Genomic DNA, 26,439 nt, shown 5'->3' with positions numbered 1-26,439 from the left:
AAGGATGATTCCGAGTACAGCCGCCAATGATAAGCGGTGCCAAGTCTTTTTGCTTTTTTACTGAAATTGCAGCGCAAAACATCTCTCGTTGGTACGTAATAATAGTCGTAACAATTTAAACGAGGAATACTAAATGCGAGATATTCGCAGTGCGCTCTCCGAGGATAAGCATTACATCAACGCCCCTATTCCCCTTTTTCTTCACCTCTGCTCACTGGATATCACTCGTGCCCAGGCAAACATCTTCTGGTTGCACTGGGGTGAAGGGCAGATGCATGGCGACTGGAAAAGCGAGATCCCGATCAAGACGGTTGCCGATCGCTTGAGCCTCAGTGTGTCGACAGTCAAGCGGGCCTACCAGGACCTAGAAAGCCTGGGCTTGATTCGCCGCCATCGTCAGGGCCGCTCCCTACGCAATCCGATGCGCATGGCGATCACTATCACGGAGGTAACCATTCCGGACGATGTTGCCGACCAGTTGCTGGAAGCGCCCAACCGAGCCAAAAGCCGAATAATGCATCAACCACCTGAGGCCTCAGCGGAACCTGAGACAACGATGCAGGCGCTACCAGAGGCGGAGCATGCGCCAGAACCTGAGATAACCAATGAGCGACCTGAGCCGCCGGCACCTAAATATGTCTCCATCGATGACGATGAAGAAACGAATAGGCCGGTAACCATGGAATGGCTGAAGCTGCAGGCTGAAATCGAGAGGGAAACCGCCCGGGAGAAGCAGAAGGCGCAACCTCACTGCGAACACGAGCAGAAGCCCATACTGTCCTACCAGACCGAGGAAGCCATCCAGGCACGAGAGCGTCGCTTGGCTGCGATAAGGGAATGCTTCGCTAAAAAGAAACGCAAAATCTATCCAGGCATGGCCTACAAGATGCTCAACGCCATTCGAGATGAGACGCAGGACGAGAGATGTGCCCGGCAGAGCTGGCATGAGATGCTCTGGAGCCTTGAGCACGGGCTGTTCTCAGATATGCCTGTTCGAAAGGGGTACAATATTATGATGAATCTGCTGAGACGCAAAGACTGGTCATATCCCTCTGGTATGCCAGAAGGGTGGGCCTGGCCTCAGCCGTAGGACCCTGCGAGGGGTGCATAGATGAACCCTCCGGAGGGGTCACTGTTGAACCAGTATAAATACAACCCCTTTGTAAATAACAAACCAGCGTTGAACCAGGCCGCGGAGAAATCATGGATGCAAGCCGTTCTTTTCAAAAAACCTCCCCGCCAGGGGAGTGATGAAGGGGGCATTCTTGCCAAGGCCTCGCGAGGATTCAATCACAATTCGAAGCAGAACAACTCCATGCCGTGGAGGGGAAAACGACGCGAAGCGTCTGGGAGCCCCATATCGGCAAGTGGATCTGCTCAGCCCGAAGGGCTGCCGGGCAAGACATATCATCTTGACCTGCACGGCCAAGCTGGAGTTCGGCACTCGCTAGGGCCAGATAAATACAATGCTGAAATTAGGTGAGCTCACGCTGATATCTAGCAGCTGGAGGAGGAGAACCGCAAGCTCAAGCAACTCGTGGCTGACCTTCCTTGGACAAGACGATGTTGTAGAATGTCCTCGGAAAACAGCTTTGAACGCGTCGCGCAAGTGGCAGCTGGAACAGGACTTAGTGGACCGGTTCGTTGGCAATACACGGCAGGCTTGCGGCGTCCTCGCCCTGGAGCGCTTAAGTTTTTACTACCGCAGTCAGACGCAGGACCAGCGCCCTCTTTTTGCGGCGGATCCGCGAGATCATTGCTCCCGGTTACGCTACGGCTACCGGTGTGTCCATGAGTTGCTCAAGCGCGAGGGCTGTGTGGTCAACCATAAACTCGTTTATCGGTTATACCCAGAGGCTGGTGAGCCTGCGTCTCAAGCGCCCCAAGCGTTGTCGGATGGCTGCTACTCGGCACGAGTTTTCTACTACCCGAATAAGTGACAAGTCGTGCCGTCGCGACTACTGAGGCCCCTCGCCGAGCCTTACGGATCTATTTGCGCAACGACTCGGCGTTCATATGGCGACCCATTAGCGGATACGGCGTGCCAAAGGATGGTAGGAAGGCCCTTCGATGACCTCCCCGTCACAATCGAAGCGACTGCCGTGGCAGGGGCAGTCCCAAGTTGATTCAGCATTGTTCCAATGCACAATGCATTTCATGTGCGGGCACACCGCAGAGAGCACTTTGAGTTGTCCATCCTCGGTACGATGGATGGCCAGTTCTTCGCCATCAACTTTAGCAACCCGTGCCTGGCCCGGCGCAACCTCGTCAGCTTCCTTGAGCTTCTCGGTACTCAGGTAATCCTTGAACATATGACGGGCGACGTGGGCGTTCTCCTTGGTGTATTGCGTTGCTGACTTGCCAGGAGTAATTCGACGTGCGTCGAAGCGTGCCTGCCAGGGATTATCGCGCCCCAACACCTGATCGGAGATAATCATGGCCGCCAGAGTCCCCCAAGTTAGCCCGTCGGCAGCGAAGCCGGTGGCGAGGTAAACAGTATCTTGGCCATGTAACCTGCCGATGTAGGGTAACCCGTCAGGAGAGCTGTACTGCTGAGCGGACCACTGCGAGGTGAACGCTTCCACATCGAAGTGGGTCTGCAGATATTCCTGCAGATGCCGGTAGTGGTCTCCCTTCTGCTCGCCTGTCTTGTGCTTCTCCCCGATGACTATGACATGTTGTTCGTTACCTTGGCGGTAACTACGCAATGAATGGAAGGGATCCATCGCCCAGATGATGCCCTCAGGATAGTGACCGCTCTTCAATCTGGCGCTCACGGCATATTCACGGGATACCAGCATGCCCGCCTGTAATAGGTTAAGACCTTTAGGAGTATGCGTAGCGTAGACGACATGACGTGCCGAGACGCATGCGGTATCGGTCGTCACGGTTCCTTGCTTATGGTCCACATTGCGTACGGGACTGTGCTCATGGATGATAACGCCTAGGTCGCTAGCTACCGTAGCCAGCCCCTGGACATAGTGAAGCGGGTTGAACTGCGCTTGGTCGCTGATCTTGATCCCTTGCGTGGCGAATGGCAGCCCGGGATGATCGGCTGCCTCAACGTCGAGCCCAGCATCAGCTAGGGCCGCTTTTTCCTCGTCCCAGTCGTATCCGGCCTTGCTGTCATTAGCCGGCTCCACGCGGTATGCCGGCTGACGCTGAAATTGACAGTCGATGGCGAAGCGTTCGATAAGAGCCTCAATGACGTCGACGGCTTCACTGCGCGCCCTGATCACGTCTCGTGAAACTTCATCGCCCCATTTCTTGCGGATAGACGCCTGCCCTGAAGCTAGGGTGCTGTAGAGGTTACCGGTCGACCCACCAGTCACACCTCCTCCTACCTCACGCGCTTCGAGTACGATCACTTTCTGCCCCGCCTCGGCTAATGTCAGGGCGGTAGTCAAACCTGTAATCCCGGCGCCGATAATTGCCACATCGGCATCCGCATCCGCGTTAAGCGGTGCATACCGGGGCGTATCTTGGTTACCTAGCGTCCAAATTGCATCCATAACTCCTCCGTCAGTTCCAGGCTCTCCATTTGATTTTACGTAAAATATCACTTTGTGATATTTTATATATAGGTACGTCAATTTCAGCTGTCAAACTTGGAATATGTGAACAGCTTTATCGAAGTGTTGAGAATGCAGCCAAAGACACCGTTACGTAAGCAGGATTTTCAGCAGCTGTCCCAGTTCCGCTACCAGTTACGCTGTTTTCTGCGATACAGCGAAGATATTTGTCGGCGCTACGACCTTACGTCGTTGCAATACCAGCTATTGCTCCATCTGCGTGGTTTCGAAGGGCGGGAGTGGGCAACGGTCGGTGAATTGGCGGAGCGGTTGCAGGCGAAGCATCACGGTACAGTGGCGCTCATAGATCGTTGTGAGCAAATGGGGCTGGTGGAGCGGCGCCAAGGACGGGAAGACCGCCGCCAGATTGAAATCCATCTGCAAAAAGAGGGAGCTCGACGAGTAGAAGCGATTGCAGAGGCACACAAGCCCGAGCTAAAGCATTTGCAAGAAGAGATGCGGTTCCCTTCTTGGTTAAGCGAATCATGACCTCGGCGAGCTAGGCACTATGCTTACAGAGCAATTAAATGAGTCTTAGATGACGCTATGGTGGTGCTATTTTCAAACGCGAGCCATACACAGCAATTTGTAAACTTTACTAAGCTGAAACGATTAAGCTAGAGGGGAGCAGATCAGCTTACATATGATCCCTTCGAGGGGGCACGAGTGAGCCAGTATAAATATAACCCCTTTTAATTAAACTTAACTTCCCCCAGAAACCGGCCTACCGCCAATGTGAGATTTCCGCTACGTTTATTCTTATAGCACTACCTATCCTGATAGCACTACCCCGGTTAAAGCCATCCACCACACTGAAGGTCCGGAAACGGCGAACACAGTATAGCTCGTCACCCATGAAGATCACGGACAGCAACGGCCTATATATGAATGAGAGCTAGGCGCGAGTTGGAGCTAGTGGCATGAAAAAAGTCATTACACGCGCCATGTTAATAGAGGTTAATCTGGGCTACATTAAATATGCATTTTAAATAAATGTTAATCGGATGACATCTAACCATGATTCAGGGCAACGTAGGAGACCTCCATGTCGACTTCTCATCGAGTACTTTTCTCGCTTGGAAAGGCAGCAGGCGCTGTGATGCTGGCCATTACACTGGCACTGGGCAGCTCCGCCACGGCTGATAACCACGAACCCGAAGCAAATGATGCCTGGCTGCCGAGCCTGATCACCGAGACGCCCCAGGAAGGCTTTGCTCTGGCCATCACTCTGTCCCAGAAGGGGGTGGCTACCACTCAACCAGATGCCGAGGTCCGCAAGGAACAGCGTCCTGAGTATGCTCAGGATCCCGATAGCTTGATCGCGATCTCCCATGTGATTGCCACGCACTTTCAGACCGTTGCGGCAGCCAACGACTATTGGCGGGAGTGAGGCGGGTCGAATCTCATCAAGGCCTGTACCTAATCCATTTGATGGTATGACCCGAACAGGTAGCAGTCATGATCAAGGTGCAACTTTACCGCTACAATCCGGAAGAAGACGCCGTGCCACGCGTCGAAACGCGAGAGATAGAGGAGCGTTTCCGCAAGGCTATGGTGCTAGATGTTCTTGAGCATCTGAAGCAGCAGGATGCCACTCTTGTCTATCGACGCTCCTGTCGTGAGGGGGTATGCGGCTCCGATGGCATGAACATCAACGGCAAGAACGGCCTCGCCTGCATCACGCCGGTGGAGGAGGTACTTGGCGACTCAGATACCCTGACCCTGCGTCCGCTGCCGGGGATGCCGGTAATCCGTGACCTGGCCGTCGACTTGGCGCTCTTCTTTCGTCAGTTCGAGAAGATTCGTCCCTGGCTGATCAATGACGAGTCACCCACCACGATTGAACGCCGACAAAGTCCAGAAGACCGCGAAAAACTCGATGGCCTCTATGAGTGTATCTTGTGCGCCTGCTGCAGCTCGGCCTGCCCCTCTTGGTGGTGGAATCCTGAGAAATATATCGGTCCGGCCGGCTTGATCCAAGCTTACCGTTTTCTCGTCGACAGCCGGGATACAGCCACCGAAGAACGGCTGGCCGAACTTGATGATCCCTTCAGCGTGTTCCGCTGTCGTCAGATCGCCAACTGTACTTGGGTCTGTCCCAAAGGGCTTAATCCCATGCGCGCCATCGGAAAAATCAAAGCCATGTTGCTTAGTCACGGCAGCTAAAACAATCACGATTTAACCAGTAAGGAGGTTCGCATGGCATTCCGTCAAGTTCAGGATCTTTTGCATTGGATCGGTGAGTTCCATGAACAGCTAGCGAAGCAGTACAGGGAGCTGGCTGGCAGCCAGACGGATGAACGAATGAAAATGACATTAACGTTCCTGGCTGACCGAGAGACACGCATGAATCGCTCAATGATAAGTTATATAGAAGACGCCGAACCAAACTTGCTGAAGACTTGGCTAAACGATAGCCAGGAGTTCAATCATACCGGCGCCTTGGCACGCATTCCGGAGTGTCTCGGTTGTACCAGTGTCCAGGACATCCGTACTAACGCGTCGACGGCACATCAGACACTGATCGATATGTATCGCTTACGTGCCGAGCTTGCCGCAATTCCGGAAGAGTCAGAGCTATTCGAAAGGCTAGCGCAAAACCAGGAGACCGAAGCTAAACTACAATCTAGAGACATTGCCCGCTTAGAAATCTATTAACAACCGGGGTACTGGATTGGACAACTACCGGCATCACGACCGGTAGTGCAATGATTGTGCACGGAGTTGTGCTCGTCCGAGCCGATGCAAAGGTCGGTTCGCTGAGATGCCGGGTGTCAGGAAATCTCAAGGTGCTGCTCGCAGGGGACTACTGACCGTACTGACACGGGGGCCTATTCTGCTGTTACTTGTTCCGCTATTACTTGAGCCCTAACCGTCGAGCCAGCTTGTGCAGGTTGCTGGGGTCTACCGCCAAATAGCGAGCCGCCGCCGCCCAGCTGTCGTTGCAAGCGCCCAAAGCGTCGCGGATTGCCTGACGCTGAGCCTTCTCGACCCGTTCGCGCAGGTTCGGTGGAGCGGTCTCACTCAATACCTTCGGTTCCTCTCTGCTACCGTCCCGTTCCGTTCGTTGGGGCAGGTCGAGCCACTCAGGTAGCAGGGTGATGATATCGTCGCGTCTGGCACCTTGGCTAAGCGCCTTGATCGCTGCCCGGCTGATCACGTGTTCTAGCTCGCGCACGTTACCCGGCCAGCCATAGGCAAGCAGCGCCTCCTCAGCCTCCGGCGAGAGGCGAAGACTGCGCACTCCAAGACGCACACGGTTGATCTCAAGGAAATGCCCGGCGAGCACCAGCACGTCGCTGCCCCGCTCGCGCAGCGGCGGGATGGCAACCGGATAGACCGATAGCCGGTGATAAAGGTCGGCGCGAAAACTTCCCTCACGCACAGATTCAGCCAGTTGCCGATTGGTGGCAGCGATGATTCTCACATCGACTCGACGCGGGACATCTTCGCCTAAGCGCTGTACCTCGCCCTCTTGCAGGGTACGCAGTAGCTTAGCTTGTACCGACAGCGGTAGCTCGCCTACCTCGTCTAAGAATATTGTGCCGCCGTCGGCCGCTTCGAAGCGGCCTGCACGACCCGTGACGGCACCAGAAAAGGCCCCTTTCACATGGCCGAACAGCTCGCTCTCGGCCAGCGACTCGGGGAGTGCCGCACAATTGACCTGAATTAGTGGCGCTTTATGTCTCGAAGAGCGCCGATGCAACCGACGCGCAAAAAGCTCCTTGCCCACTCCGGTCTCCCCGCTCAGCAGCACCGTCAGGTCGGAAGCCGCCACCACATCAAGCTCACGCAGCAACCGCTGAAGTACCGCGCTATGACCAAGGATATCGCGCATTTCGGACGCTGAAAGGAGCAAGCTGCCCTCCTGATGGGGCATACGCAGAGCGCGCAGGTCCCGCTCCAGACGGCTGACACGCACCGCCGCCTCGACCAGTAGCGCATAGCGCTCCAGCGCCATGCGATCAGCGTCATCGAACGTCCCCGCCTCCAGCGCATCCAGAGTCAGCACGCCCCAGGGTTCGCCTTCCACATGCAAGCTGATGCCCATGCAGTCATGCACATGCAGCGGCTGGCCGAACTGCTGCTCTACCAAGCCGTCGTAGGGGTCCGGCAGGTCGGCATCGGGAGGGAAAAGGGTGGTACGACGGCTAGCGAGAATGGTCGCCAGGCGCGGGTGGTGGGCTACCTCGAAGCGTCGCCCCAATGCCTCGCGCACCAATCCATCCACAGCCACCGGGATTAAGGCATCCTCTTCCAGACGTAGCAGGCAGACAGCGCCGCAGCGAAACCCCTCACGTAGCGTACGTACCAGGCGCTGTAGTCGCACTGCACTTGGTAGATCTACGACCAGGTCAGCCAGTAAAGTATCTGCGAGCATGGTAAAAATAACCTTAAATGGTGATTTTTACCTTATCACGGCACGGTTATCTTCACCATTAACTTCGTATTTTTATGATTTTTAATATTTAAAGATCTGGCATGGCGATTGCTATACCAGTATGTACTCTTCCCCCACGAGGAATCGTCATGACTCTTCTCGACCAGACAGTAGGCCGCATCGCCCTCACCGTGCCTGGCGCCACGCGCGTCTTCCACACGCATCACATCAATTTTTGCTGCGGCGGTCATATCCCCTTACGAGAGGCCGCGCAACGCGTCGGCCTAGATACAGATAAGCTCGTCGCCGAACTTGAGGCCTTGGCGCCGAACGAAACCGACGGCCATGATTGGCAGTCGGCCAGCAACGACGAGCTGATCGAACATATCCTTACCCGCTACCATGATACGCATCGCCGTCAATTGCCGGAGCTGATACGAATGGCCCGCCGCGTCGAGCAGGTCCATGGCGACCATGTGACCTGTCCCCGAGGGCTTGCCGACCTGTTGAATGATATTCATCAGGAAATGGAAAGCCACATGCAGAAGGAGGAGCAGATTCTCTTCCCCATGCTGCGTCGCGATCTGGGTGCCCAGGCCTTGGGACCAATCACGGTGATGCGCCACGAGCATGACGACCATGGCGCAAGCCTCGATCGCCTCCTGGTGCTCACAGATGACATCAATCCGCCCAAAGGCGCCTGCACCACCTGGCGCGCCCTCTATACCGGACTGCGGGAGTTCCGCGATGACCTCATTCAGCATATCCACCTGGAGAACAATCTGCTGTTCGAACGCGCTAGTTAACGCGCCATCGTCTGGCTCCGTGCGCCGCCCTTACGTAACGGGCGGTTTTTGTTTGAGCGCCTAGGAGATGCCATGCGCTTTTTCCACCAAAAATTCCCTTCTCGCCACGAAAGCGAGGCCGAACAGGCCGCTGCCTTATACGCTGAGCGCGATCAGCTCCAGGCCCGCATCGACGCGCTGGAAGCACAACAGCGGCTGCACCAGCATCTGTTTACCAATCTCACCGAATTCGGTGACTCCGTAGTAGCCCTACACGAGTCTTTCGCGGATCTCTCCGAACTGCTGCTGGCTAATCAGCAGATCACGAATTTCGCCGCCAGCGAATCTCAACGCAGCCAGGGTGCATTGAACGCCATGGTCACCGATCTGAGCTCGCTCAATGAGCGCATTGGCACTGCCGCCGAGCAAGTCACCTCTCTGCGCGGTGATGCCGGGCGTATCAATAACTTTGTCAGTGCCATTGACGAGATTTCCATGCAGACCACGCTACTCGCCTTCAATGCCAGCATTGAGGCGGCACGGGCCGGCGAAGCTGGACGTGGCTTTGCCGTGGTAGCCACCGAGGTGCGCGAGCTGGCTTCAAGAACCAACGATGCCACCCATGGGATAGGCGGCCTCAACAACAGTATTATGAGCCAGGCCGACCAAGTCGACGGCATGATGAATGACAACGCTTGTAAAGCCGAACGCTTGAGCACCGAGGCCAACCTGGCTGAGCTATGGTCATTTTTGGATTAGAGGCTACCTCTTTTGGCATGAGTATTCCTGTTTCGGCCAGGAGCTGACGTTCGGCGCAACCTTGTTTAAGCTTTAACATGGCGGTCTCAATGAGCAAGTGCATCGCACCTACCACGGCCATGCTGGCATAGTGGGCGATAGCGGTCAGGTCATCGCTTTATCTGTTACCCACCCTGCCAAGGGCTCCCACGATACCCAGGATAAGATAACTTGAGGATGAATAACTGAGACAAGGGTTCGACTTTTGCTTACTTGTTGCGATACAAAAATCGCCGGGCCTTTTCGGGCCCGGCGACGTTTGGGGACATGGCGATCAGAAGATGGCCCTGACGGCGATGAACAGCACCGTGGGGGCGAGCAGTATGCCAAGACCTGTGTAGAAAGTGGCGGTCATGGCGCCATAGGGCACCAGCCGGGCATCGGTGGCGGCCAGCCCCGCCGCCACCCCGCTGGTGGTGCCGATCATGCCGCCGAAGATCATTGCCGAGCGCGGGTTGTCGAGGCCGATGAACCGTGCCGCCATGGGCGTGACAACCATGATCAGAATCGACTTCACCAGGCCCGCCGCGATGGACAGCGCGATCACCTCGGAGCTGGCGCCAAGCGTTGCTCCGGTGACAGGACCGACGATGTAGGTCACGGCACCGGCACCGATGGTGGTGATATCGACCGGGTCTGTGTAGCCAAAGCCGACCGCTACCAGGCCGCCCGCGAGGAAGGAGACCACCACGCCAGCGAACAGCGCCGTCACACCCCGCATTCCCGCCTCACGTATCTCCTCGAAGCGCACGCCGTAGGCGGTGGCGATGATCGCCAGGTCGCGCAGCATGCCGCCCCCCATCAGCCCGAGGCCGGTGAACAGGGTGATGTCGGCAAGACCATCGTTTCCCCCGGTGAGCTTGCCGCCCACGTACGCCAGCGCCAGGCCGAGGATGATGGCGATCGCCGAGCCATGCAGCTTGCCGCGGGTAAGATGGGTACTGATCCAGTAGGCGGCATACATGGTGAGGCCGATAACGGCGAAGGCCGCCACCAGATGATACTTATCGAAGAGTTCAAGCAGTGATTGCAACATGGTAAGGCCCCCTTCAGCGATTGGCGATGCGGGTCGACAGGTGTTCAGTACGGGCCGCCGGGATGTTTGGCGCGGCCGCCCGCGGAGCCTTTCCCGCAATGACCGGCACCAGTGCCAGCCCCAGCACCACGGCCAGGGCCCCACCCAGCAGGGCTACCAAGCCCCCGCTGAAGGCCGCCACAACGTTCTGGCTGGCCGCCATTGCCACCACGATGGGGATATACATTGCGTTCCAGAAGTTGATACCGCTAACGGTCGCCTCCGGTAACTTGCCACGCGTCTTGAGATAGCCCGTCGAGAAGATCAGCAGCAGCATGGCAATGCCGACCCCGCCGAGATTGGCATCGATGCCCAGCATATGCCCCAGCATGTCACCGATTATCAGGCCTAACATCATGCACCCTGCCAGCAGGGCAACTCCGTAGATAACCATGGTCATTTCCTTCTTTGTCGTTGTAATTAAGCTTTACGGACGTGTCCGAGTATGGGTGTGGCGTGTGCCGCGATGCCCTCGCGGCCGGGGTTTGACTAGATGGTGCGACTCAACCGACCGTGGCTTCCACCTCCTCCGCGGTGTAAAGGTCAGCATAGGTATCGCGCAGCTGGTTCTTCTGCACCTTGCCCATCACATTACGCGGTAGCGCTTCGATGATGAACACACGCTTGGGCTGCTTGTAGCGGGCCAGCCGGTCGGCCAGCGCCGCCTGCACACTGGCCTCGTCGGGCGGGGTTTGTCCCTCCTTCGCCACTACTACCGCGGTGACGCCCTCGCCCAGGTCGGGGTGCGCCACGCCGAATACGGCGGATTCGGCCACGCCGGGCAGTTCGTCGATCAGCTGCTCGACCTCCTTGGGATAGACGTTGTAGCCGCCCGAGATCACGAGATCCTTGTCACGACCGACGATATGCAGGTAGCCGTCGGCGTCGACTCGGCCCAGGTCGCCGGTGATGAAGAAGCCATCGTCGCGGAACTCGGCGCGAGTCTTCTCCGGCATGCGCCAGTAGCCCTGGAAGACGTTGGGTCCGCGCAGCTCCACCAGGCCGGTCTCGCCGCGGGGCAACTCGGCGCCGCTTTCGAGATCGGTGATACGCAACTCGGTGCCGGGCAGTGGGAAGCCCACCGTGCCCGGGCGGCGCTCGCCGTCATAGGGGTTGGAGGTGTTCATGTTGGTTTCGGTCATGCCATAGCGTTCGAGGATGGCATGTCCGGTACGCTCGTGGAACCCTTCATGGGTTTCGGCCAGCAGCGGCGCCGAGCCCGAGACGAACAGCCGCATGTTGGCAACCGTCTCGCGGTCGAGCCGCGGCGACTTGAGCAGCCGGCTATAGAAGGTCGGCACACCCATCAGTACCGTGGCGCGGGGCATCAGGTCGAGCAGCTGCTCGACGTCGAGCCCGGGCATGAAGGTCATTGAGGCGCCGACGGTCAGCACGATGTTGCAGGCCACGAACAGTCCATGAGTATGGAAGATTGGCAAGGCGTGAAGCAGATGGTCGTCGGTGCTGAAGCGCCAGGCCTCGGCCAGCGCCCGGCTGTTGGAGGCCAGGTTGCCGTGGCTGAGCATGGCGCCCTTGGAGCGCCCAGTGGTTCCTGAGGTGTAGAGGATCGCTGCCAGGTCGTGCTCACCGAGCTGGGCAACCTCCGTCACCGGCTCGGCCTTGGCGGCACGATCCATCAGGCTGCCGTCGCCAGCCGCGCTCAGGCTCTCGACGTGCACCACGCTGCCCGCCTGGCAGAAGCGCATCGCATCGCCCACGCGTTCGGGCGCGCAGACATAGAGCTGCGGCTCGGCATCACCCAGGAAGTACTCGATCTCGCTGCCGGTATAGGCGGTATTGAGCGGCAGATAGGCGGCGCCGACCTGCAGGCAGGCGAGATACAGCATGATCGCCTCGGGGCTCTTGTCGACCTGGACCGCCACTCGGTCGCCGGGCTGCACATCCAGCTCCTGCAGGGCACCGGCCAGGCGCTGAGTAGTGGCCAGAACATCGGCATAGCGGTATCGCTTCCCCTCGGGAGTATCGATCAGCACCTTGCTCGGTTGACGCTCGAAGTGGGGCAGGAACTGCAGATAGAGGTTATGGTTCATGACAATCTCCTTGTTGTTGTCATCGGTTGGGATCAGGCATCAACGCTTGTATATCGCAGGGCGTCGGCGCGGGATGCCTGGCGTCGAACATCGGAGGCACAGATCACACTCCCCTCGCGACTGAAGGCCTCATGGTTCTGCTCGATTCGGTCCAGTTCATAGAGGTAATTGACCATCAGTGCATGGGCCTGGCGTACCCCCTTCGACGAGGTATCGCCGGGCCAGTTGAGGCGATGCAGGCTGGCCCCGTTGCCCAGATGGAAGCGGGCCACGGGGTCGAGGGGCAGGCCGCTGGTGTGTTTGGCCTCCAGCAGATAGCGAGCGGCCAGGGCCCGTATTTCGGGCTCCAGAGCCTGGCGAGCCGGCGTGTCTTGCTGCCATTCGGCGGTCTTCAGGGCATTGGCTGCCGGGGCGGAGAGGCGATAGTGCTCTGTCTCGCGTTGCTGGGCCAGCCAGGCGGCGAAGCCGGGTACCGGCGAGAGCGTGACGAACTGGGTGAGATTAGGCAGCTCGCGCTTGAGCTCCTGCACCACCTGCTTGATGAGGAAATTGCCAAACGAGATCCCCTTCAAGCCGCGCTGACAATTGCTGATGCTATAAAAAACCGCCGTATCGGCGTAGCGGGGGGCCACCTCGTCGCCGCCGGCCAACAGCGTTTGAATGTTGTCGGGAATGCCTCGACACAATGCCACTTCGACGAAGATCAGCGGTTCATCCCCGATGGCCGGGTGGAAGAAGGCGTAGCAGCGGCGATCCTCGGGATCGAGGCGACGACGAAGATCGCTCCAGTCCTGGATCTCGTGCACGGCCTCGTAGTGGATGATTTTTTCCAGTACCGCCGCCCGGGTGTTCCAGTCGATGCTCTCAAGCATCAGGAAGCCACGGTTGAACCAAGAGGCGAAGAGATGGGCGAAGTCGGCATCCAAGGGCGCGAGCTCAGGCGCCTCCTTGAGCATGTCGAGCAGATCGGCACGCATCTTGACCAGCTCATGGGTTCCGCCGGGACAGAGGTTGAGGCGGCGCAGCAGATCCTGACGCCGCGGCTCGCAGGCGGTGAACAGACGCTGCAGGCTGGCATTGTTCTCGTGCTTCCGATAGTCAGCATAGGCGGCGTGGACCGCTCCGGGATCAGCGGCGTAGCGCTCCGCCAGTAGGGTGAAGAAGGTCCGGCGCTCGGCGGCATCGAGCCCCGCATAGTGATCCAGAGCCTGCTGGGCGACGAGGATGCGCGACGCCTCACCGCCACTCTGCATCAAGGTGGCACATGCCGCCGTCAGCTGCGCCAGGCTGGGCTTGGATGGAGTGTGTTGCCTGTCGCCAGAGGGCGTGCTGCTGCCCCTCCGGGTGCGATCGGTGATGCGTGACAGCAGATCTTGCAAGAACGTCACGTTCACATTCATGTGCCTCTACCTCATGTTGGTAATCGGGAGCGGAACCGCCGTGGTATAGTACATCCGTGTTCTTTAATATTTGATGCCGGCGTGTTATATATAACAGATAGAGGCAAAATATAAATGAGTCAAGACGGAGGGGGCTATACTTATGTCTAGGGTTTCCCAAGCGCAGCGGCTGCGCGCCCTGCTGGAGGACGCCATTATCGAGGGTCGCTGTTCGCCCGGTTCGCGCCTCGATCCGGAGGCGCTGGCCCGGGAGTACCAGTGTTCGCGAACACCGATTCGCGAGGCACTGCAACAGCTGGCCGCGTCGGGCATGGTGCGAGTGATGCCCAAGCGCGGGACGTTTGTTACCGAGCTAAGCGTGACCGAGCTGGTGGAGCGCTTCGAGGTGATGGCGGAGCTGGAGGGAATGTGCGCGCGACTGTCGGCGCGACGTATCACCGAGGCGGAACTGGTTGCCCTGCGCGAGGCCCACGAGGCGTGCAGGTTGCGCGCCGAGGCTGGCGACACGAACGGTTACTACTACGAGAATGGCATCTTCCATCAGCGCATCTACGAGGCCAGCCACAACAGCTTCCTCACTCAGGAGGCGGCAAGATTGCATGCGACCCTACAGCCCTATCGGCGAATGCAGCTGCAGGTGCGCCATCGCCTGGAGCGCTCCTTTATCGAGCACGAGGCGGTCGTGGCGGCCATTGCCGCTGGTGACGAAGTGCAGGCCGAGACGCTGCTGCGCGATCACGTCGTGATCCAGGGGGAGCGATTCAACGACCTTGTGGCCTCGATGCAGAGCCTGCAACAGCCTCAACGAGCCTGAAGTGCGCCAAGTGCGATCTGCCCGAAAGTGTCTCTGATCTTGAATCAGGACCTGATAGACCGCCCGGGCAAACGAAAAGCCCTACGGCATGCCCGCTACTATGAGATGTCATTCCAGGTGATGGGCGAAAAGGAGCTGCTTGTCCGGATGTGTAGGAAGCCGCACCCGCAACTAGCAGCAAACCGCCCCGCCATAGCCTCTTGAAGGGGTATTCACCGCGTGTAAAGAAAACACCCGAACTGTTCACGGTTGCAAACGGCCAAAAGCTGCCTGTCGCTGCGAACTTCTGAGCGACGGCTTCAGGCCGATCTCGGTCGTTCGTCATGATCACGCCGAACGACCACCTAAACAGGTAACCGACATTCGCAACCGCCAATTTCTACTGCTTCACATGCTTTCGCCCGAACGCGGAAGGAGCAGGAGAAAAGGATCTTGGGTGTCGGCTGTCGACAGGTGCACCAAGTCGCAGAATATCACCCGACTCCAGCGTCGCTCTGATTTCCTATTGCTCTTTTTTTAAAAACGGCGTGGCATAGCCAAAGTATTCATTTTGAGCTGTGCGTTGCACATCCCAGCGCCTCGAATGTCCCGCTGGACGCTCCCGTTGATCGGCATGCGTAAGGACCAAGCGATTCTTAGCACGAGAAACCCCGACGAAATAGGCGCATCGGTTTTCATCCTGATCGCCAAAGAAGATTTCGTTTTCGACGGCCATGATGATGACCGAATCGAACTCAAGGCCCTTGCTCTTATGGATGGTCAGGATTCGTACGGCTTGGTCGTCTGAGAACCGCTCAAGAGCCTTGGGTAAGTCAGCCTCCAACTTTAGCAATTCCTCGATTCTGGCCTTGGTATCGCGAACCACCTCCTTCAACCGATCGCGTGACTCGTAGTCTGGGGAGAGCGACACCAGCGTTTCGATACTGACTTGCTTCAGAAATGCTCGAACCAACTCCCACCAGCCGGAGTAGGACTCATCGACCAGCTCGGCAATGGCTATCTCTTTTCGTTGCTGCTTGACGAGCCGATCAAGGTCCTTGCGCGCGTTCGACTGAATCTCTTCACCAGCAAAAGGGATGAGTTGATTCATGATCCGGATCCAGGCTTTTGGCTCGCGCTGGCCGTAGAGGCAGGAGAGATAGTCCACGATCAAACGTGCAGCCGGCTCGACCGTAATGTCCTGCATCTGCTGCTCGTTACGGAACGGGAGGCCACGTGTCTCCAACGCCGCCATCAGATGATCGGCGTACAGGTCGAGCTGATTACGAACCAGGACTGCTATCTCCGCAGGTGGCAACTGCTCGGTCCTTATCCAGCCTTCAATCAAGCCTGCGAGGTAGTCAGCCTCCTGACGACTATCTTCGAAGCGCCAGGCGAATACCTCGCCTTCGTCGCCGGCAAGCTGCTCATCAGGCATGACGGAAGATGGGTCAAGCTTGCGAATGATCTCGTTTTGCAGGCGAAGCAGTCGCGGCTTTGAACGAAAGTTGCGGTACATATTGAGCGGGGCGGCGGCAAAGTCGGCAACGAAAGTCGGAAAGATGCCGTCCATGGCTCCTGCCCAGCCCATGATCTTCTGTTTAGTGTCGCCCACGGCGGTTAAGCGAATGCTCGTGCCTTGAAAGGCGAGCTTGAGTAGCTCGTACTGCAGGTTGGTGCAGTCCTGGAATTCGTCGAGGAAGACGTCGCTGTAGGTTTGACGGATGGCGTTCCGCGCGACCGCAGACTGCTGCAGAATCTCGATCGCAAACGGCACTAGGTCGGAAAATTCGATCAAGGTACGTGATGGGCTAGGCTTTCTATCCGCAATTTTGTACCCCGCATCCAGCGCATATTCGCCCGTCAGCACAGGGCGGAAACGGTCGATAATGCGCTTGGCGAAAGCATGAAAGGTATAGCTGTCAAACCGCGTGGCAAGCTCGGAACCACAGCGCCGCTTGACCCGCTCTTTCAGGTTACTACTGGCATCAACCTTAAACGAGATGGCCAGAATCCGTTTGGGATAACGACAGGTGCCTGTGCGCAGTAAAAAGTCTGCCCGTTGCGCAAGCATTTCGGTCTTGCCAGCTCCAGGGCCTGCCGTAAGTGCGAGACTGCGCGCGCACTCCTTGGCTGCCAATAGTGCATTCGGTTCAAGAGTCAGCCCATCTGCAGACTTCCAAGCATCGACCGCGATCACTCCGGCAACTCCGCGAGCTTGGCAATGATGGCATCAGCCAATCTGCTTAGCGATGCGGGCATATCCGCCAGCAACTCCTCATCAGTCAGTTGAGCCAGTGCCTCAATATGGGCTGCAGGTTTGCTACCAAGCTTGAAGCGCTGATGGTAGGTGTTGAATAGCTTCTGTTCTTCTTTGCTGTACTGGTTGGCGTCGTGGTGACTTTTACCCAAGACAGCTTTGATCGTGTCATCCTCGGGGTCTTCCTCTGTCACGCCATACGCATCTGGGTACGCAAGCAACATAGCGAAATCTAGATCCATGGGATATGAGAAGTAAACATCTCGATCCTCAAGCAGATCAAGGTAGTGTTCGTACTCACGGACCATGCTCTTTGTTGAGTCCCATTTTGGAATGCCATGATCCTTCGGTAACTTTTGTTCTGGCCGATACTTTGCGAGCTGATCATTCACGTACTTGATCCGCCCCCACCCAGCCTGGTAGCGCGCCACATCGAGATCAAGCAATGTCAGATAAGGGACTTGAAGGGCGGAAAGAAGCCGCCAGAAATGGTTAACGTGTCTACCGCCCAAAGGCGCAATCGTAATGGCGGACTCGTCAACAGGCGCCCCATTGACCTGCAGCAGCCTTGGCAAAACAATCTCTTCGCTATCACCTTCGCCCAGAACGACAAGTCGCGAAAAATAGATCTCGGGAAATGCCTGGACGGCTTCTCGCACGAATTTGTGCGCTTCGTCCGCGCTTTCCGGCAGTTGAATGTGCGTGACGCGCGACGTTCGATTCCGGGTCAGCCGCAGATAGCGGATACGTTCCGGAGCGACGCGCCGCAGCATCGACGGCGCGTGGGTCGCAATCAGTGCTTGTGCGTCACCTTCGCTGGTCATCTTGTTGAGCGCATTGACGATCCGCCCAAGGTAGTGCGGCGAGAGGCTGTTTTCTGGCTCTTCGACCGCCACCAGCGTAAACACGGGCGGGCGCAGCTTGTCTGCGTCGAAAGAATCGTCATCTTCAGCTAGGACAGCGCGACCGATGGCTTGCGAGGACAGCACGAGGGACAGATACAGCATCGACTTCTGACCATCGCTCAGTCGCGAGAAGTCCACCAACTGCTCGTCATGGCCCGGCGTGAATGAAACCGACATGTGTCGCAGCAAGGCTTCAATCTCGGACGCAACAAATGTGAGCTTGGGGTCGACAAAGAAGCTTCCCTTGTGCAAAGCACTCCATGCCGATTTCAAGCTTGTGCTGAACGCATTGATTGATTGATTCGCCGCCAAGCTGTCGCTGATTTGGTCGGTCAGGCCCTTGATAACAGTTCGCTCTGCATCCCAGTTCACCGCACGCAGCATGCGTCCCAGCAATGCATTGGCGCCATAGGCAATGTGATCGGCAGGATCACGGCGTGCGGGCAGGTAGTGAACGTGGATATGGTTGCGTTCAGATCGGGGAACTTGAGCTGTGCTCAGCGGCGAGCCATCTGCATTGATGTCCAGCACATAGACCATGCTTTCTTCTATATCCCCATCCAAGCCCATGGTGGCGGTGAGGCGGAAACGCACTCGCGGTGTGCCGTCGATTTCGTCAAGGCGCATGTGGCCGAAATGAGGGGCTACCGTGCTATTGTCATCGTCATCCTCGTCGCCGAGTTCCGGGAACAGAAAGTCTGCCTCGATCCATAGCTGACGCTCATCAGGCGGTGCTTCCTCGTTGAATGGGACATGAAAATCCGAGCGCAAGATCCGGCGCAGTGATGGCTCAAAGGCAAACAGACGGCACAGGGCTTGGAGTGCTGCTGTCTTGCCTGAGCCGTTAGGGCCGATGAGATAAGTAATCTCCTCCAGCCGGATCTCGGTGGGTGCCGCTCCGAATGATTGGAAGTTCGAGAGCCGGATCGTTTGAAGCTTCATTGAATGTCCTCACCTGAGTTTGTCGTTATGGGGAGGTGAGTGGTCAATCTTCACCGAAGAGCGGTCGTTTGGCCGACAACCCCGACCGACAACAACCGCTGCGGAGCAGTCATCGGCCTTTCCTCATCGAACTTCCGCTTTGGGTCGAAACCAGCCCTTACGTTACCTATCGGCAGCGTTTCGGGCTTCTTTAGTTACGGATATCATGAGGCTTTTGCTTCCATCCTGGTGATCCATGAACCTGCCGATCCTGGCTGTATTACTCCTAAGTCTTCCGACTCTGGCTCTGTCGGCTCCTCCTGCGTCTTTCTCCGCTGCCAAACGTATCGCTGAGGCGCAGGTCTACTACGACCACAGCGGCACCTTCTACTGCGGCTGCGATTACAGTTTTGAGCATGGTCCTGATCTCGCTAGTTGCGGCTACGAGGTACGCAAACAACCGAAGCGTGCAGCACGGATCGAGTGGGAGCACGTCATGCCGGCTTATGATTTCGGTCGATCACTACAATGCTGGCAAGATGGAGGACGCGACAATTGTCGAGCGACCGATGCGGCATTTCGCCAAGCGGAGGCAGACCTCCACAACCTGGTTCCGACGATTGGAGAGGTGAATGGGGATCGCTCCAACATGCGCTTTGCCATGGCAGTGAGTAGTGACGCGTACCAGTACGGGCAGTGCCAAGCGAAGGTCGATTTCAGTGAGCGTGCTTTCGAGCCACCGGCCAACGTTCGTGGCGATGTCGCGCGGACTTACTGGTATATGCGAGACACCCACGGCGTTACGATCAGCAGACAACAGCAGCAGCTCTTCGAAGCCTGGGCTCGGCAAGACCCCGTTGATGCTTGGGAAATAGAACGCAACCGGCGAATCGCCAATATCCAGGGCAACGGTAACCGCTACGTCAGTGACGAGACCGTTCCCCATCAACCGGTGGTACCCACCGCACCGGCAGCCACTGACACACCCTTCAACTGCTCGACACGTAAAACGTGCGGTGCCATGACGTCATGCGGTGAGGCACTGTTTCACCTGCGCCAATGCGGTAACACGCGTCTCGATGGTGACGGGGATGGCACCCCCTGCGAAGCCATCTGCCGTTGACGGTCGGCTTATGCCGGATTGATCAGCGACTCGTCTCCCGCGCCGCTTGGCCGGTTGACCTTCGTGCTGACCGGCCAGTGAGTAATGAGCTGAGCATCGATATGATGGACGAGGTTGCGCAGGATTTCGCGGTCGGTCAGATCAGGGGCGAGCCACGGCGCTAGGCTTTCATCATCCAGGATCAGCGGCATGCGATCATGGATGTCCTGAGCGGCGCCCCGGGCCGGCTCGGTGATAATCGCACAGCCCAAGGTGCCGTCTTCGCGTTCGGTGTAGATCCCGGCAAAAAAGATCGGCTCGCGATCCTTCCGGCAGATGAAGTGCGGCTGCTTGGGGGTGGTGGCCTTGTCCCACTCAAACCATCCGTCGGCGGGGACTAAGCATCGGCGCTTCTGAAAAGCGGATTTAAAGTAGCCCGACGTGGCGACGGTCTCGACCCGTGCATTGATGGGTTGGCTTGCCTTGCCTTTCGCCCATTTGGGTTGGTATCCCCACCACAACGTCCCCAAGTGTGGCGGCTCGTCGTCCGATGGCTGGCGTATTGCCGTGATCCAGGTGCCAGGAGGTACATTGAAGCGTGGTGCCGGCTCCTCGTCGACGGCTACCACTCCCGCCTTGGTTGAGAATGTCGGGTAGGCACTGTAAAGCGCAAAACGACCGCACATAAACGCGTCCTGACGTGGGTTTCCCTAAGTGTCGGCAGCAAGACTGCATTCGGCAAGCCGCCGTTCTTGGCGGCGGATAGCGGGACTGCTCTTGCTTCACTCCGCAGGCGTTTTCGCGTCACGTTAACGGCTTGGTTTCCCGGACATTATTTGCCCATTCCCGACCCGGTATCGGCCTTGGAAGGCATATTAGCGTTTGCCTGGCTTCGGGAGGTTGATAGATACTGTATATACAAACAGTTACTAGAGGAGGCCATCATGTCGATACTTGTCCATGCGGCACTTGCACCACGTCCGCTTGCCCTGCCATTTCCGGAAACATTGATCCGCGCCGGGCTCAGCGGTTTTCCCAGCCCCGCGCAGGATTACGAGGGACGCACGCTAGATCTCAATGAACGGTTGGTCAAGCGTCCTTCGTCGACGTTTTTTATGGCCGTCACCGGTGACAGCATGGAGACGTTTGGCATGCAGGATGGCGACATTCTGGTCGTGGATCGTTCTCTTGAGCCCCGTCCGGGACAGATACTCGCTGCCCTGGTCGATGGTGAGGTGATCGTCAAACGCTATGAGTTGATCGGTAACCGACCCTACCTCTGCTCAGGCAACCCGCGCTACGCGCCCATCCCCCTGGGAAACTGCGATTGCCAGGTATGGGGCGTGGTCCGCTCGATGATTCATGAGTACCCGGTATGATCGGGCTCGTTGACTGCAACAACTTCTATGCCAGCTGTGAACGGGCCTTTCAACCGCACTTGAATGGGGTGCCCGTGGGAGTGCTCAGCAATAACGATGGCTGTGTCATTGCCCGGTCCAACGAGCTCAAGGCGTTGGGTATCGAGATGGGAACCCCCGCGTTCGAGCTACAGCACCTGGTGCGGCAGAAGCGGATTGTGCTGCTGTCGTCCAATTATGAGCTTTACGGCGACTTCTCGGCCCGGGTGCAGTCGGTGCTGGAGGAGTTCGCCCCGCAGGTCGAGCGCTACTCCATCGATGAGATGTTCGTGCGCTTTGACGGCTTCGATACGGCGACGCTGACCGACCACTGCCGCACCCTCCGTTGGCAAGTGGAACGCTATACCGGCATTCCCGTGTCCATTGGCGTCGCCTCCACGCGTACGCTCAGCAAGCTCGCCAACCGCGCCGCAAAGAAGATCCCCGCTTATGGCGGCGTATGCGTACTGGACAAGGATGGCCCCGCGACCAAGGGCCTGCTCCAGCGGATCGAGCTAGGTGATATCTGGGGGGTCGGCCGTCGCTTGGTCGAGCGGCTGAACCTGATGGGGATTCGCTCCGCCTGGGAGCTGCGTAATGCCGAGCCCAAACAGATCCGGCGACGCTTCAGTGTCACCCTCGAACGTACCGTGCTGGAGCTGCGTGGTATCCCCTGCATCGAGATGAACGATTTCGATGAGCCGAGACAGCGCATCATGACCAGCCGCTCGTTCGGCAAGTTGACCGGCGACTATGGCGAAATCCATGAAGCCATACGTCAGCACGGCCAGCGTGGCGCCGAAAAGTTGCGTCAGCAAGGGAGCCTGGCCCGAGCCGTGCTGGTGTTTCTCAAGACCAACCCGTACCGGCCCGACCTGGCGCAGTACTCCCCGAGCCTGATCGTGGAGCTCGAACGCCCCTCCGATGACAGCCGGGCTATCCTGCACGCAGCGAGCCAGGCGCTGCAGCGCATTTATCGGCCCCGCTACGCCTTCATGAAAGGGGGCGTGATGCTGCTCGACTTAATCGACACCGACCGTCAGCAACTGTCACTGCTCGACAAGCCCCAGAACGCCGACGAACGCGCGCGTAGCGAGAAACTGATGGCGACCATGGACGAGTTGAACCGGAAGATGGGCCGGGGAGCAGTGAGCCTGGGTGTTCCCACGCCCGGGGCTGCCTGGCACTTGCGTTGTGCCAACCGGTCACCCCGCTGGACGACCCGCTGGGAGGAGATACCTAAGGTCAGGGCGTTGTAGAAGTTAGGAAGCAAGATAACACTGGAGATCGAAGCGCAACCCAAGGACAGGCCGAGTCAAACTTCAGCGCCTGTCCCGGTTGCCCTCTCCCAGCTCGGTCAAGGTGGGTATAGCGATTTCATCCGCATGAGCGGTCTCGGGCGTGAGATCGTCGAGCAGCACCGCTTCCCACTCCTCCATGCCGACCGGCTCGAATGGACTGGCGTATTCCAGGACTGAGCCTTTCAACTTCCTCAGCGCACGATCGGAGTGATCACCCGCGGTATCGCCCGGTTGCTGGTCGTTTTCTCGCATCGGACTTGTCTCCCCGCCACATATAGACGTTCAGTGTCTTTATAGGATGGTCTCAAAATAGCCTCTTATCTAGGCTATGCGCCAGCGCAGTCTCGCGCCGGTACGCCGAGCCATACCCACAGCCCAGAACGGGTTCTGTGTCTCCTAACCTACAGAATCGATTCCGGACATCAGGCAGCCGTGATCGCCAGCCACCGTGATGGCCGCCTTACGCTTGGATCGGTTGTGGTATCAATTGCGTATTAGCTCAGAACGGTCAGCTTCGGTATCCTTTTCAGTAAGATGGACCACCATTTGTCAGCGGGATCACCGAGGTTAACGGTGATACGACGAGCGTGTAGCGAGATGGTGGAAACGATCTTGAGCACCTACTCTCGCATCCGGCTCAGGCTCCAGCTCTGGCGGGTTTGCCGCACCAGAAGACAGCGCAACCCATGTAGGATCTGGTAAGCGTAGAGGCGTCTCCACGCCCGGTGCTGCCTGGCAATTGCGCTGTGCCAACCGTACGCCACGCTGGACGACCCGCTGGGAGGAGATACCCAAGGTGAGGACGTTATAAAAAGCTCGCTCGGCAAGAAAACAAAGACCGAAGCGCAACCCAGGGGCAAGCCGAGTTCAGGCTTCACCGCTTGTCCGGGTTGTCCTCACCCAGCTCGGTCAAGGTGGGCGTAGCGACTTCACCCGCGTGGGCGGTCTCGGGAATAAGATCATCGAGCAACACCGACTCCCACTCATCAATGCCGACCGGCTCCAATGCCGTCAAGGATGTCGAAACAGGACGCCCAGGCAGCACATCGAATTCGTGAAGAACTATTCCGCCAGCGGACGGCCAAAGCCAACCGGATCCATTGTTGGTCGGTGAATACGGGCTGGTGGTGGCACCCGTCGGTATTGGTCAGCTCCGGGTTGCACTGCCTCGCTGGTTGTAAGATGCCGAGAATGGCCTTACGGAGGATCTGCGTTTCTTGGATATCCGTATTGAGGCGATCACGGGGAGCATCGAGCAGAGCACGTACAGACTGACCCGGTGGCGAAGCGCTTGATGGCGCTACGAGGCGTTGGAACGCTATCAGCCAGTACTCTGGTCTGCGCATTCGGCGATGACCAGTCGTCAAGCATCAGCCGGCGGGGGATTATCCCCCCGCCGGCTCCCGACTGTGGAGGCATGATGCGCCAGCTCGGCCACGACGAAGCCCGCTGCGGCTGTTAATAGTTAGGCGCTCGCAAGGTAGTGGAGCTGGAATCCATATATCACGTATCCGCTGCGCTCCATTCCATAAGCAACTCCGGGTGTCCTGTATGGTATTCTTGCCTCTCCTCAAGCACTCTAAATCCAGATTTTTTGTAAAAGCCTACGGCACGACGGTTCTGAGTGTAGACGCACAGGGAGAGCACTTGTCGCTTACTCTGCGCGAAGACCAGCAATTGCTTGCCATAGCCTTGGCCTTGAGCAGATGGATGAACGAACAGCGCGGCAAGATGCTCATCCACCAACGAGACGAAACCGCGGACGTCACTTTCGCTAACACTGACGTAGGTTTCAGAGTTGGGCAGATAGACGGTCTTCATGTCCTCGATGCGGCTGAGCCAGAAGCTATAGGGGATGAAGCTGTGTGCGAGCTGAGAGCCACGCAGCCAAATATCGGCCATGGCTTCTATATCCTGTCTGGTAGCACGTCGAATCAAAGCGTCTCTTCCCACAATCTATCGATCAAACAGTTATTATACGGAACGCTTTGATATTGAGTGATCGCACCGGCGTGTTCAATATTACTCAGTCCCGAAAAGCGGTTCTTAGCCACATCATGTGGATTGGGTGTGATCTAGCCGCGTAAACCCACCAGATTTTTACGGGAAGCTCCACCCGGCTAACCGGGGGGGAATCCGGACTGGCATGCGACCGATGCTCTTCGTCACTTTCAGGAGCTTCCCACTCTTCGCCGTCGTCTTGCTCGTCGAAGGTAAACTCTTCCTCTTCGTATTCGGTGTCGTACTCTTCGGTTTCAAGCTCGTCATTGCCGAACTCGTTATTGGTATCGGCATCCGGTCGGCTCTATGTCGGGAATCGACGGGGAGCGTATCGTCTCATACATCTGCGCTCCCCTCGGCGCTAGCCAAGCGAGGAGTACACCACCTCGGCAGAGCATGAGTAGAGGGAGGACAGGAACACCCAGTAGCAGCCTTGCCACCAGCACGCCACTCCCGGTATCGCTGGGCGATGCGGGCAGCCAGTCTCACCGAACCCGCAGGGCAACACTGACACCGCCGGGTACCGGGGGGGACATTCAGGTCTGATTCCGACGCCGACTGTGTGGCTCGGTGAACGTGCGCCTCTGTCGGAACCGCGCAGGCGAGGCCCGCAGGAAAGACAACCTCCGCGCTACGCGCCACCCGAATTTTCCGAATGACTTGCGCAGACCGAAAGCGGGCTTTGGCTATTTTAAAGCCAGGCATCAGAAACTGCTTGGCCCGCTTACGGCTCAGGTTGCTCAGTGTAAGCCAATCGGTCTCCTCGAAACCCTTCTCCTTGATGCTGTCCCACAGCCAATTATCCGATTCAGCCTCCTCCCTGAGCTGGACTTCCCGCTTAGTAAGCTTTTTCTCCAACAGTACCCCTCCCGACACTAACCTATCTATGTGGCTACATGCCCCATGTAGCCACATGTCAGCGCTTTCATGTGTCGATATGCCCCCCATGCAGACACATATATAGAGCAACACCGAGGGCTTTGTATTATTAAGAAAATAAATCCTGTATTAGAATTACCCATGTGTCGGCATGCCCCCCATGTAGACACATATATAGAGCGCAATTCCCTCCCAAGCCTAAGCATGTGTCGAAATGGTTGATCGCTAAAAATTGGTTTACTCAGAGACGGAAGGCCAACATCGGCGACAACAGATATCTTTTTCGTATTTCAGCAGAGTAGATAGCTGATTCTTTGATAAGAGGCTCAAGTTCGCCTTGTGTACTTGCAGGTGCACTCAGGATGCTCAGTGCATGAATTTTCGTAAAAAAGTTACCTAAGGGGAACAAACCCTTAGTCCCTCCGGCAGTAAGTGCACTCCAGGTTCACTGGAAGTACGGATTGTGCATCGCTATCCCAACGCAGACCATGGGTCGCCCTCGGTACGATGATCGCCGTGGACGATACCTAAAAAGCGGAGCAGTATGGCTGCTCCGGCGAGAACTGCATCATCGCCGATAACATCAAACAACCGAATCACTGGTCATTCGAACTAAACCAACTGAAGGCATTGGATACCGAATTGCAACAGGCTGCTCTGCAGGTAGGCCGGAACATTCATACCTATGTACGAGATAGTGACGCACTGTTTCAGTCTTGGTGAGAGCGAGAATCGGAATCCTGACTACCGGCTTGTTCCTGCGAGCTTGGGGAATTCAGGTCTTTCAGAATCTTCCGAGCCTGTTGTTGTGCCCGCGC

General features: G+C 57.4%; 24 protein-coding genes and 2 pseudogenes. 13 read left to right on the top strand and 13 right to left on the bottom strand.

All coding sequences use genetic code 11. From position 1 onward, the window contains the following. The first annotated feature begins 133 nt into the window (after positions 1-133). Together R5M92_RS04000 and R5M92_RS16185 are read left to right on the top strand one after the other, a co-directional pair. Positions 134-1,090: a hypothetical protein gene (locus tag R5M92_RS04000; RefSeq protein WP_346798031.1), complete on the top strand. Its 957-nt coding sequence runs from the start codon at positions 134-136 to the stop codon at positions 1,088-1,090. A 673-nt stretch (positions 1,091-1,763) separates the two neighbouring features. After that, a pseudogene (locus R5M92_RS16185) lies at positions 1,764-1,862 on the top strand (IS3 family transposase); the annotation flags it as partial. 165 nt (positions 1,863-2,027) lie between these two features. Here the strand turns inward: R5M92_RS16185 and R5M92_RS03995 are convergent. Beyond that, on the bottom strand, positions 2,028-3,512 hold the full coding sequence (locus R5M92_RS03995) for an FAD-dependent oxidoreductase (RefSeq protein ID WP_346798029.1): 1,485 nt from the start codon (positions 3,510-3,512) through the stop codon (positions 2,028-2,030). Between the two features lie 105 nt (positions 3,513-3,617). Between R5M92_RS03995 and R5M92_RS03990 the strand changes: the two genes are divergently transcribed. From R5M92_RS03990 to R5M92_RS03975, 4 genes are all read left to right on the top strand, one after another. Next, complete coding sequence (locus R5M92_RS03990) at positions 3,618-4,061, top strand: MarR family transcriptional regulator (protein WP_346798028.1); 444 nt, start codon at positions 3,618-3,620, stop codon at positions 4,059-4,061. 556 nt (positions 4,062-4,617) lie between these two features. Beyond that, positions 4,618-4,962 (top strand): hexameric tyrosine-coordinated heme protein, encoded by a 345-nt coding sequence (locus tag R5M92_RS03985; RefSeq protein WP_346798026.1) that lies wholly within the window; start codon positions 4,618-4,620, stop codon positions 4,960-4,962. Positions 4,963-5,030: 68 nt separating this feature from the next. Beyond that, entirely contained in the window at positions 5,031-5,738 is a 708-nt protein-coding gene (locus R5M92_RS03980) for a succinate dehydrogenase iron-sulfur subunit (RefSeq protein ID WP_417339057.1), read from the top strand. A 33-nt stretch (positions 5,739-5,771) separates the two neighbouring features. Then, a complete protein-coding gene (locus R5M92_RS03975; protein WP_346798024.1) occupies positions 5,772-6,230 on the top strand; it encodes a 2-hydroxyacyl-CoA dehydratase in 459 nt (152 codons plus the stop codon). 199 nt (positions 6,231-6,429) lie between these two features. Here the strand turns inward: R5M92_RS03975 and norR are convergent, their stop codons facing one another. Continuing rightward, positions 6,430-7,953 carry a nitric oxide reductase transcriptional regulator NorR gene (gene norR, locus R5M92_RS03970; protein WP_346798022.1) on the bottom strand — a complete coding sequence of 508 codons (1,524 nt, stop codon included), beginning with the start codon at positions 7,951-7,953 and terminating at the stop codon, positions 6,430-6,432. Positions 7,954-8,102: 149 nt separating this feature from the next. Between norR and ytfE the strand changes: the two genes are divergently transcribed. Continuing rightward, the gene (gene ytfE, locus R5M92_RS03965) at positions 8,103-8,759 is read left to right on the top strand and encodes an iron-sulfur cluster repair protein YtfE (RefSeq protein WP_346798021.1); all 657 of its coding nucleotides are present in this window, start codon (positions 8,103-8,105) and stop codon (positions 8,757-8,759) included. A gap of 72 nt (positions 8,760-8,831) precedes the next feature. Then, positions 8,832-9,497, top strand: a complete 666-nt coding sequence (locus R5M92_RS03960) for a methyl-accepting chemotaxis protein (protein ID WP_346798019.1) — start codon at positions 8,832-8,834, stop codon at positions 9,495-9,497. 313 nt (positions 9,498-9,810) lie between these two features. On the opposite strand, the gene madM is transcribed toward R5M92_RS03960, so the two are convergent. The 4 genes from madM to R5M92_RS03940 all read right to left on the bottom strand — a co-directional run bounded on the left by madM (position 9,811) and on the right by R5M92_RS03940 (position 14,056). Continuing rightward, positions 9,811-10,572 carry a malonate transporter subunit MadM gene (gene madM, locus R5M92_RS03955; protein WP_346798018.1) on the bottom strand — a complete coding sequence of 254 codons (762 nt, stop codon included), beginning with the start codon at positions 10,570-10,572 and terminating at the stop codon, positions 9,811-9,813. A 13-nt stretch (positions 10,573-10,585) separates the two neighbouring features. Then, positions 10,586-11,005 carry a malonate transporter subunit MadL gene (madL, locus tag R5M92_RS03950; RefSeq protein WP_346798016.1) on the bottom strand — a complete coding sequence of 140 codons (420 nt, stop codon included), beginning with the start codon at positions 11,003-11,005 and terminating at the stop codon, positions 10,586-10,588. Between the two features lie 109 nt (positions 11,006-11,114). Then, positions 11,115-12,662 carry a malonyl-CoA synthase gene (locus R5M92_RS03945; protein WP_346798015.1) on the bottom strand — a complete coding sequence of 516 codons (1,548 nt, stop codon included), beginning with the start codon at positions 12,660-12,662 and terminating at the stop codon, positions 11,115-11,117. A 32-nt stretch (positions 12,663-12,694) separates the two neighbouring features. After that, positions 12,695-14,056, bottom strand: coding sequence for a malonyl-CoA decarboxylase (locus R5M92_RS03940; RefSeq protein ID WP_346799234.1), 1,362 nt, complete (start codon positions 14,054-14,056; stop codon positions 12,695-12,697). A 148-nt stretch (positions 14,057-14,204) separates the two neighbouring features. On the opposite strand from R5M92_RS03940, the gene R5M92_RS03935 reads away from it, so the two are divergent. After that, on the top strand, positions 14,205-14,876 hold the full coding sequence (locus tag R5M92_RS03935) for a GntR family transcriptional regulator (RefSeq protein ID WP_346798013.1): 672 nt from the start codon (positions 14,205-14,207) through the stop codon (positions 14,874-14,876). A gap of 502 nt (positions 14,877-15,378) precedes the next feature. Here the strand turns inward: R5M92_RS03935 and R5M92_RS03930 are convergent. Both R5M92_RS03930 and R5M92_RS03925 read right to left on the bottom strand, forming a co-directional pair. Further along, entirely contained in the window at positions 15,379-17,055 is a 1,677-nt protein-coding gene (locus tag R5M92_RS03930) for an ATP-dependent helicase (protein ID WP_346798012.1), read from the bottom strand. After that, the gene (locus R5M92_RS03925) at positions 17,052-18,962 is read right to left on the bottom strand and encodes an ATP-dependent nuclease (protein WP_346798011.1); all 1,911 of its coding nucleotides are present in this window, start codon (positions 18,960-18,962) and stop codon (positions 17,052-17,054) included. The genes R5M92_RS03930 and R5M92_RS03925 overlap by 4 nt, the downstream gene beginning before the upstream one ends. A gap of 235 nt (positions 18,963-19,197) precedes the next feature. On the opposite strand from R5M92_RS03925, the gene R5M92_RS03920 reads away from it, so the two are divergent. Next, entirely contained in the window at positions 19,198-20,064 is an 867-nt protein-coding gene (locus R5M92_RS03920; protein ID WP_346798009.1) for an endonuclease, read from the top strand. Positions 20,065-20,072: 8 nt separating this feature from the next. Here the strand turns inward: R5M92_RS03920 and R5M92_RS03915 are convergent, their stop codons facing one another. Then, positions 20,073-20,729, bottom strand: a complete 657-nt coding sequence (locus R5M92_RS03915) for an SOS response-associated peptidase (RefSeq protein WP_346798008.1) — start codon at positions 20,727-20,729, stop codon at positions 20,073-20,075. Between the two features lie 258 nt (positions 20,730-20,987). On the opposite strand from R5M92_RS03915, the gene R5M92_RS03910 reads away from it, so the two are divergent. Continuing rightward, positions 20,988-21,422 (top strand): translesion error-prone DNA polymerase V autoproteolytic subunit, encoded by a 435-nt coding sequence (locus R5M92_RS03910; RefSeq protein WP_346798006.1) that lies wholly within the window; start codon positions 20,988-20,990, stop codon positions 21,420-21,422. After that, on the top strand, positions 21,419-22,699 hold the full coding sequence (locus R5M92_RS03905; RefSeq protein ID WP_346798005.1) for a Y-family DNA polymerase: 1,281 nt from the start codon (positions 21,419-21,421) through the stop codon (positions 22,697-22,699). The genes R5M92_RS03910 and R5M92_RS03905 overlap by 4 nt, the downstream gene beginning before the upstream one ends. Before the next feature lie 63 nt (positions 22,700-22,762). On the opposite strand, the gene R5M92_RS03900 is transcribed toward R5M92_RS03905, so the two are convergent. Together R5M92_RS03900 and R5M92_RS03895 are read right to left on the bottom strand one after the other, a co-directional pair. Then, positions 22,763-22,993, bottom strand: coding sequence for a hypothetical protein (locus tag R5M92_RS03900; protein ID WP_346798003.1), 231 nt, complete (start codon positions 22,991-22,993; stop codon positions 22,763-22,765). 242 nt (positions 22,994-23,235) lie between these two features. Next, positions 23,236-23,451: pseudogene (locus R5M92_RS03895) on the bottom strand (IS1380 family transposase); the annotation flags it as partial. A 29-nt stretch (positions 23,452-23,480) separates the two neighbouring features. Between R5M92_RS03895 and R5M92_RS16180 the strand changes: the two are divergent. After that, positions 23,481-23,552: a DUF4113 domain-containing protein gene (locus tag R5M92_RS16180; protein WP_417339118.1), complete on the top strand. Its 72-nt coding sequence runs from the start codon at positions 23,481-23,483 to the stop codon at positions 23,550-23,552. 63 nt (positions 23,553-23,615) lie between these two features. Here the strand turns inward: R5M92_RS16180 and R5M92_RS03890 are convergent, their stop codons facing one another. Both R5M92_RS03890 and R5M92_RS03885 read right to left on the bottom strand, forming a co-directional pair. Then, positions 23,616-23,756, bottom strand: a complete 141-nt coding sequence (locus R5M92_RS03890) for a hypothetical protein (RefSeq protein WP_346798002.1) — start codon at positions 23,754-23,756, stop codon at positions 23,616-23,618. Positions 23,757-24,244: 488 nt separating this feature from the next. Next, on the bottom strand, positions 24,245-24,643 hold the full coding sequence (locus tag R5M92_RS03885; RefSeq protein WP_346798001.1) for a GNAT family N-acetyltransferase: 399 nt from the start codon (positions 24,641-24,643) through the stop codon (positions 24,245-24,247). Positions 24,644-26,439: the final 1,796 nt, after the last annotated feature.

Source organism: Halomonas sp. Bachu 37 (assembly GCF_039691755.1).
In the GTDB taxonomy this organism is placed as follows: Bacteria; Pseudomonadota; Gammaproteobacteria; order Pseudomonadales; family Halomonadaceae; genus Vreelandella; species Vreelandella kashgarensis.
Note: the sequence above shows the minus strand (reverse complement) of the source record. Positions and strands in the feature narration are given on the sequence as shown.

What these genes read in the sequence shown, in the direction of transcription:
- R5M92_RS04000 (WP_346798031.1), top strand. Translation starts at nt 134, where the DNA reads ATGCGAGATATTCGCAGTGCGCTCTCCGAGGATAAGCATTACATCAAC.
- R5M92_RS03995 (WP_346798029.1), bottom strand. Translation starts at nt 3,512, where the DNA reads ATGGATGCAATTTGGACGCTAGGTAACCAAGATACGCCCCGGTATGCA.
- R5M92_RS03985 (WP_346798026.1), top strand. Translation starts at nt 4,618, where the DNA reads ATGTCGACTTCTCATCGAGTACTTTTCTCGCTTGGAAAGGCAGCAGGC.
- R5M92_RS03980 (WP_417339057.1), top strand. Translation starts at nt 5,031, where the DNA reads ATGATCAAGGTGCAACTTTACCGCTACAATCCGGAAGAAGACGCCGTG.
- R5M92_RS03975 (WP_346798024.1), top strand. Translation starts at nt 5,772, where the DNA reads ATGGCATTCCGTCAAGTTCAGGATCTTTTGCATTGGATCGGTGAGTTC.
- norR (WP_346798022.1), bottom strand. Translation starts at nt 7,953, where the DNA reads ATGCTCGCAGATACTTTACTGGCTGACCTGGTCGTAGATCTACCAAGT.
- ytfE (WP_346798021.1), top strand. Translation starts at nt 8,103, where the DNA reads ATGACTCTTCTCGACCAGACAGTAGGCCGCATCGCCCTCACCGTGCCT.
- R5M92_RS03960 (WP_346798019.1), top strand. Translation starts at nt 8,832, where the DNA reads ATGCGCTTTTTCCACCAAAAATTCCCTTCTCGCCACGAAAGCGAGGCC.
- madM (WP_346798018.1), bottom strand. Translation starts at nt 10,572, where the DNA reads ATGTTGCAATCACTGCTTGAACTCTTCGATAAGTATCATCTGGTGGCG.
- madL (WP_346798016.1), bottom strand. Translation starts at nt 11,005, where the DNA reads ATGGTTATCTACGGAGTTGCCCTGCTGGCAGGGTGCATGATGTTAGGC.
- R5M92_RS03945 (WP_346798015.1), bottom strand. Translation starts at nt 12,662, where the DNA reads ATGAACCATAACCTCTATCTGCAGTTCCTGCCCCACTTCGAGCGTCAA.
- R5M92_RS03935 (WP_346798013.1), top strand. Translation starts at nt 14,205, where the DNA reads ATGTCTAGGGTTTCCCAAGCGCAGCGGCTGCGCGCCCTGCTGGAGGAC.
- R5M92_RS03925 (WP_346798011.1), bottom strand. Translation starts at nt 18,962, where the DNA reads ATGAAGCTTCAAACGATCCGGCTCTCGAACTTCCAATCATTCGGAGCG.
- R5M92_RS03920 (WP_346798009.1), top strand. Translation starts at nt 19,198, where the DNA reads ATGAACCTGCCGATCCTGGCTGTATTACTCCTAAGTCTTCCGACTCTG.
- R5M92_RS03915 (WP_346798008.1), bottom strand. Translation starts at nt 20,729, where the DNA reads ATGTGCGGTCGTTTTGCGCTTTACAGTGCCTACCCGACATTCTCAACC.
- R5M92_RS03910 (WP_346798006.1), top strand. Translation starts at nt 20,988, where the DNA reads ATGTCGATACTTGTCCATGCGGCACTTGCACCACGTCCGCTTGCCCTG.
- R5M92_RS03905 (WP_346798005.1), top strand. Translation starts at nt 21,419, where the DNA reads ATGATCGGGCTCGTTGACTGCAACAACTTCTATGCCAGCTGTGAACGG.
- R5M92_RS03900 (WP_346798003.1), bottom strand. Translation starts at nt 22,993, where the DNA reads ATGCGAGAAAACGACCAGCAACCGGGCGATACCGCGGGTGATCACTCC.
- R5M92_RS03885 (WP_346798001.1), bottom strand. Translation starts at nt 24,643, where the DNA reads ATGGCCGATATTTGGCTGCGTGGCTCTCAGCTCGCACACAGCTTCATC.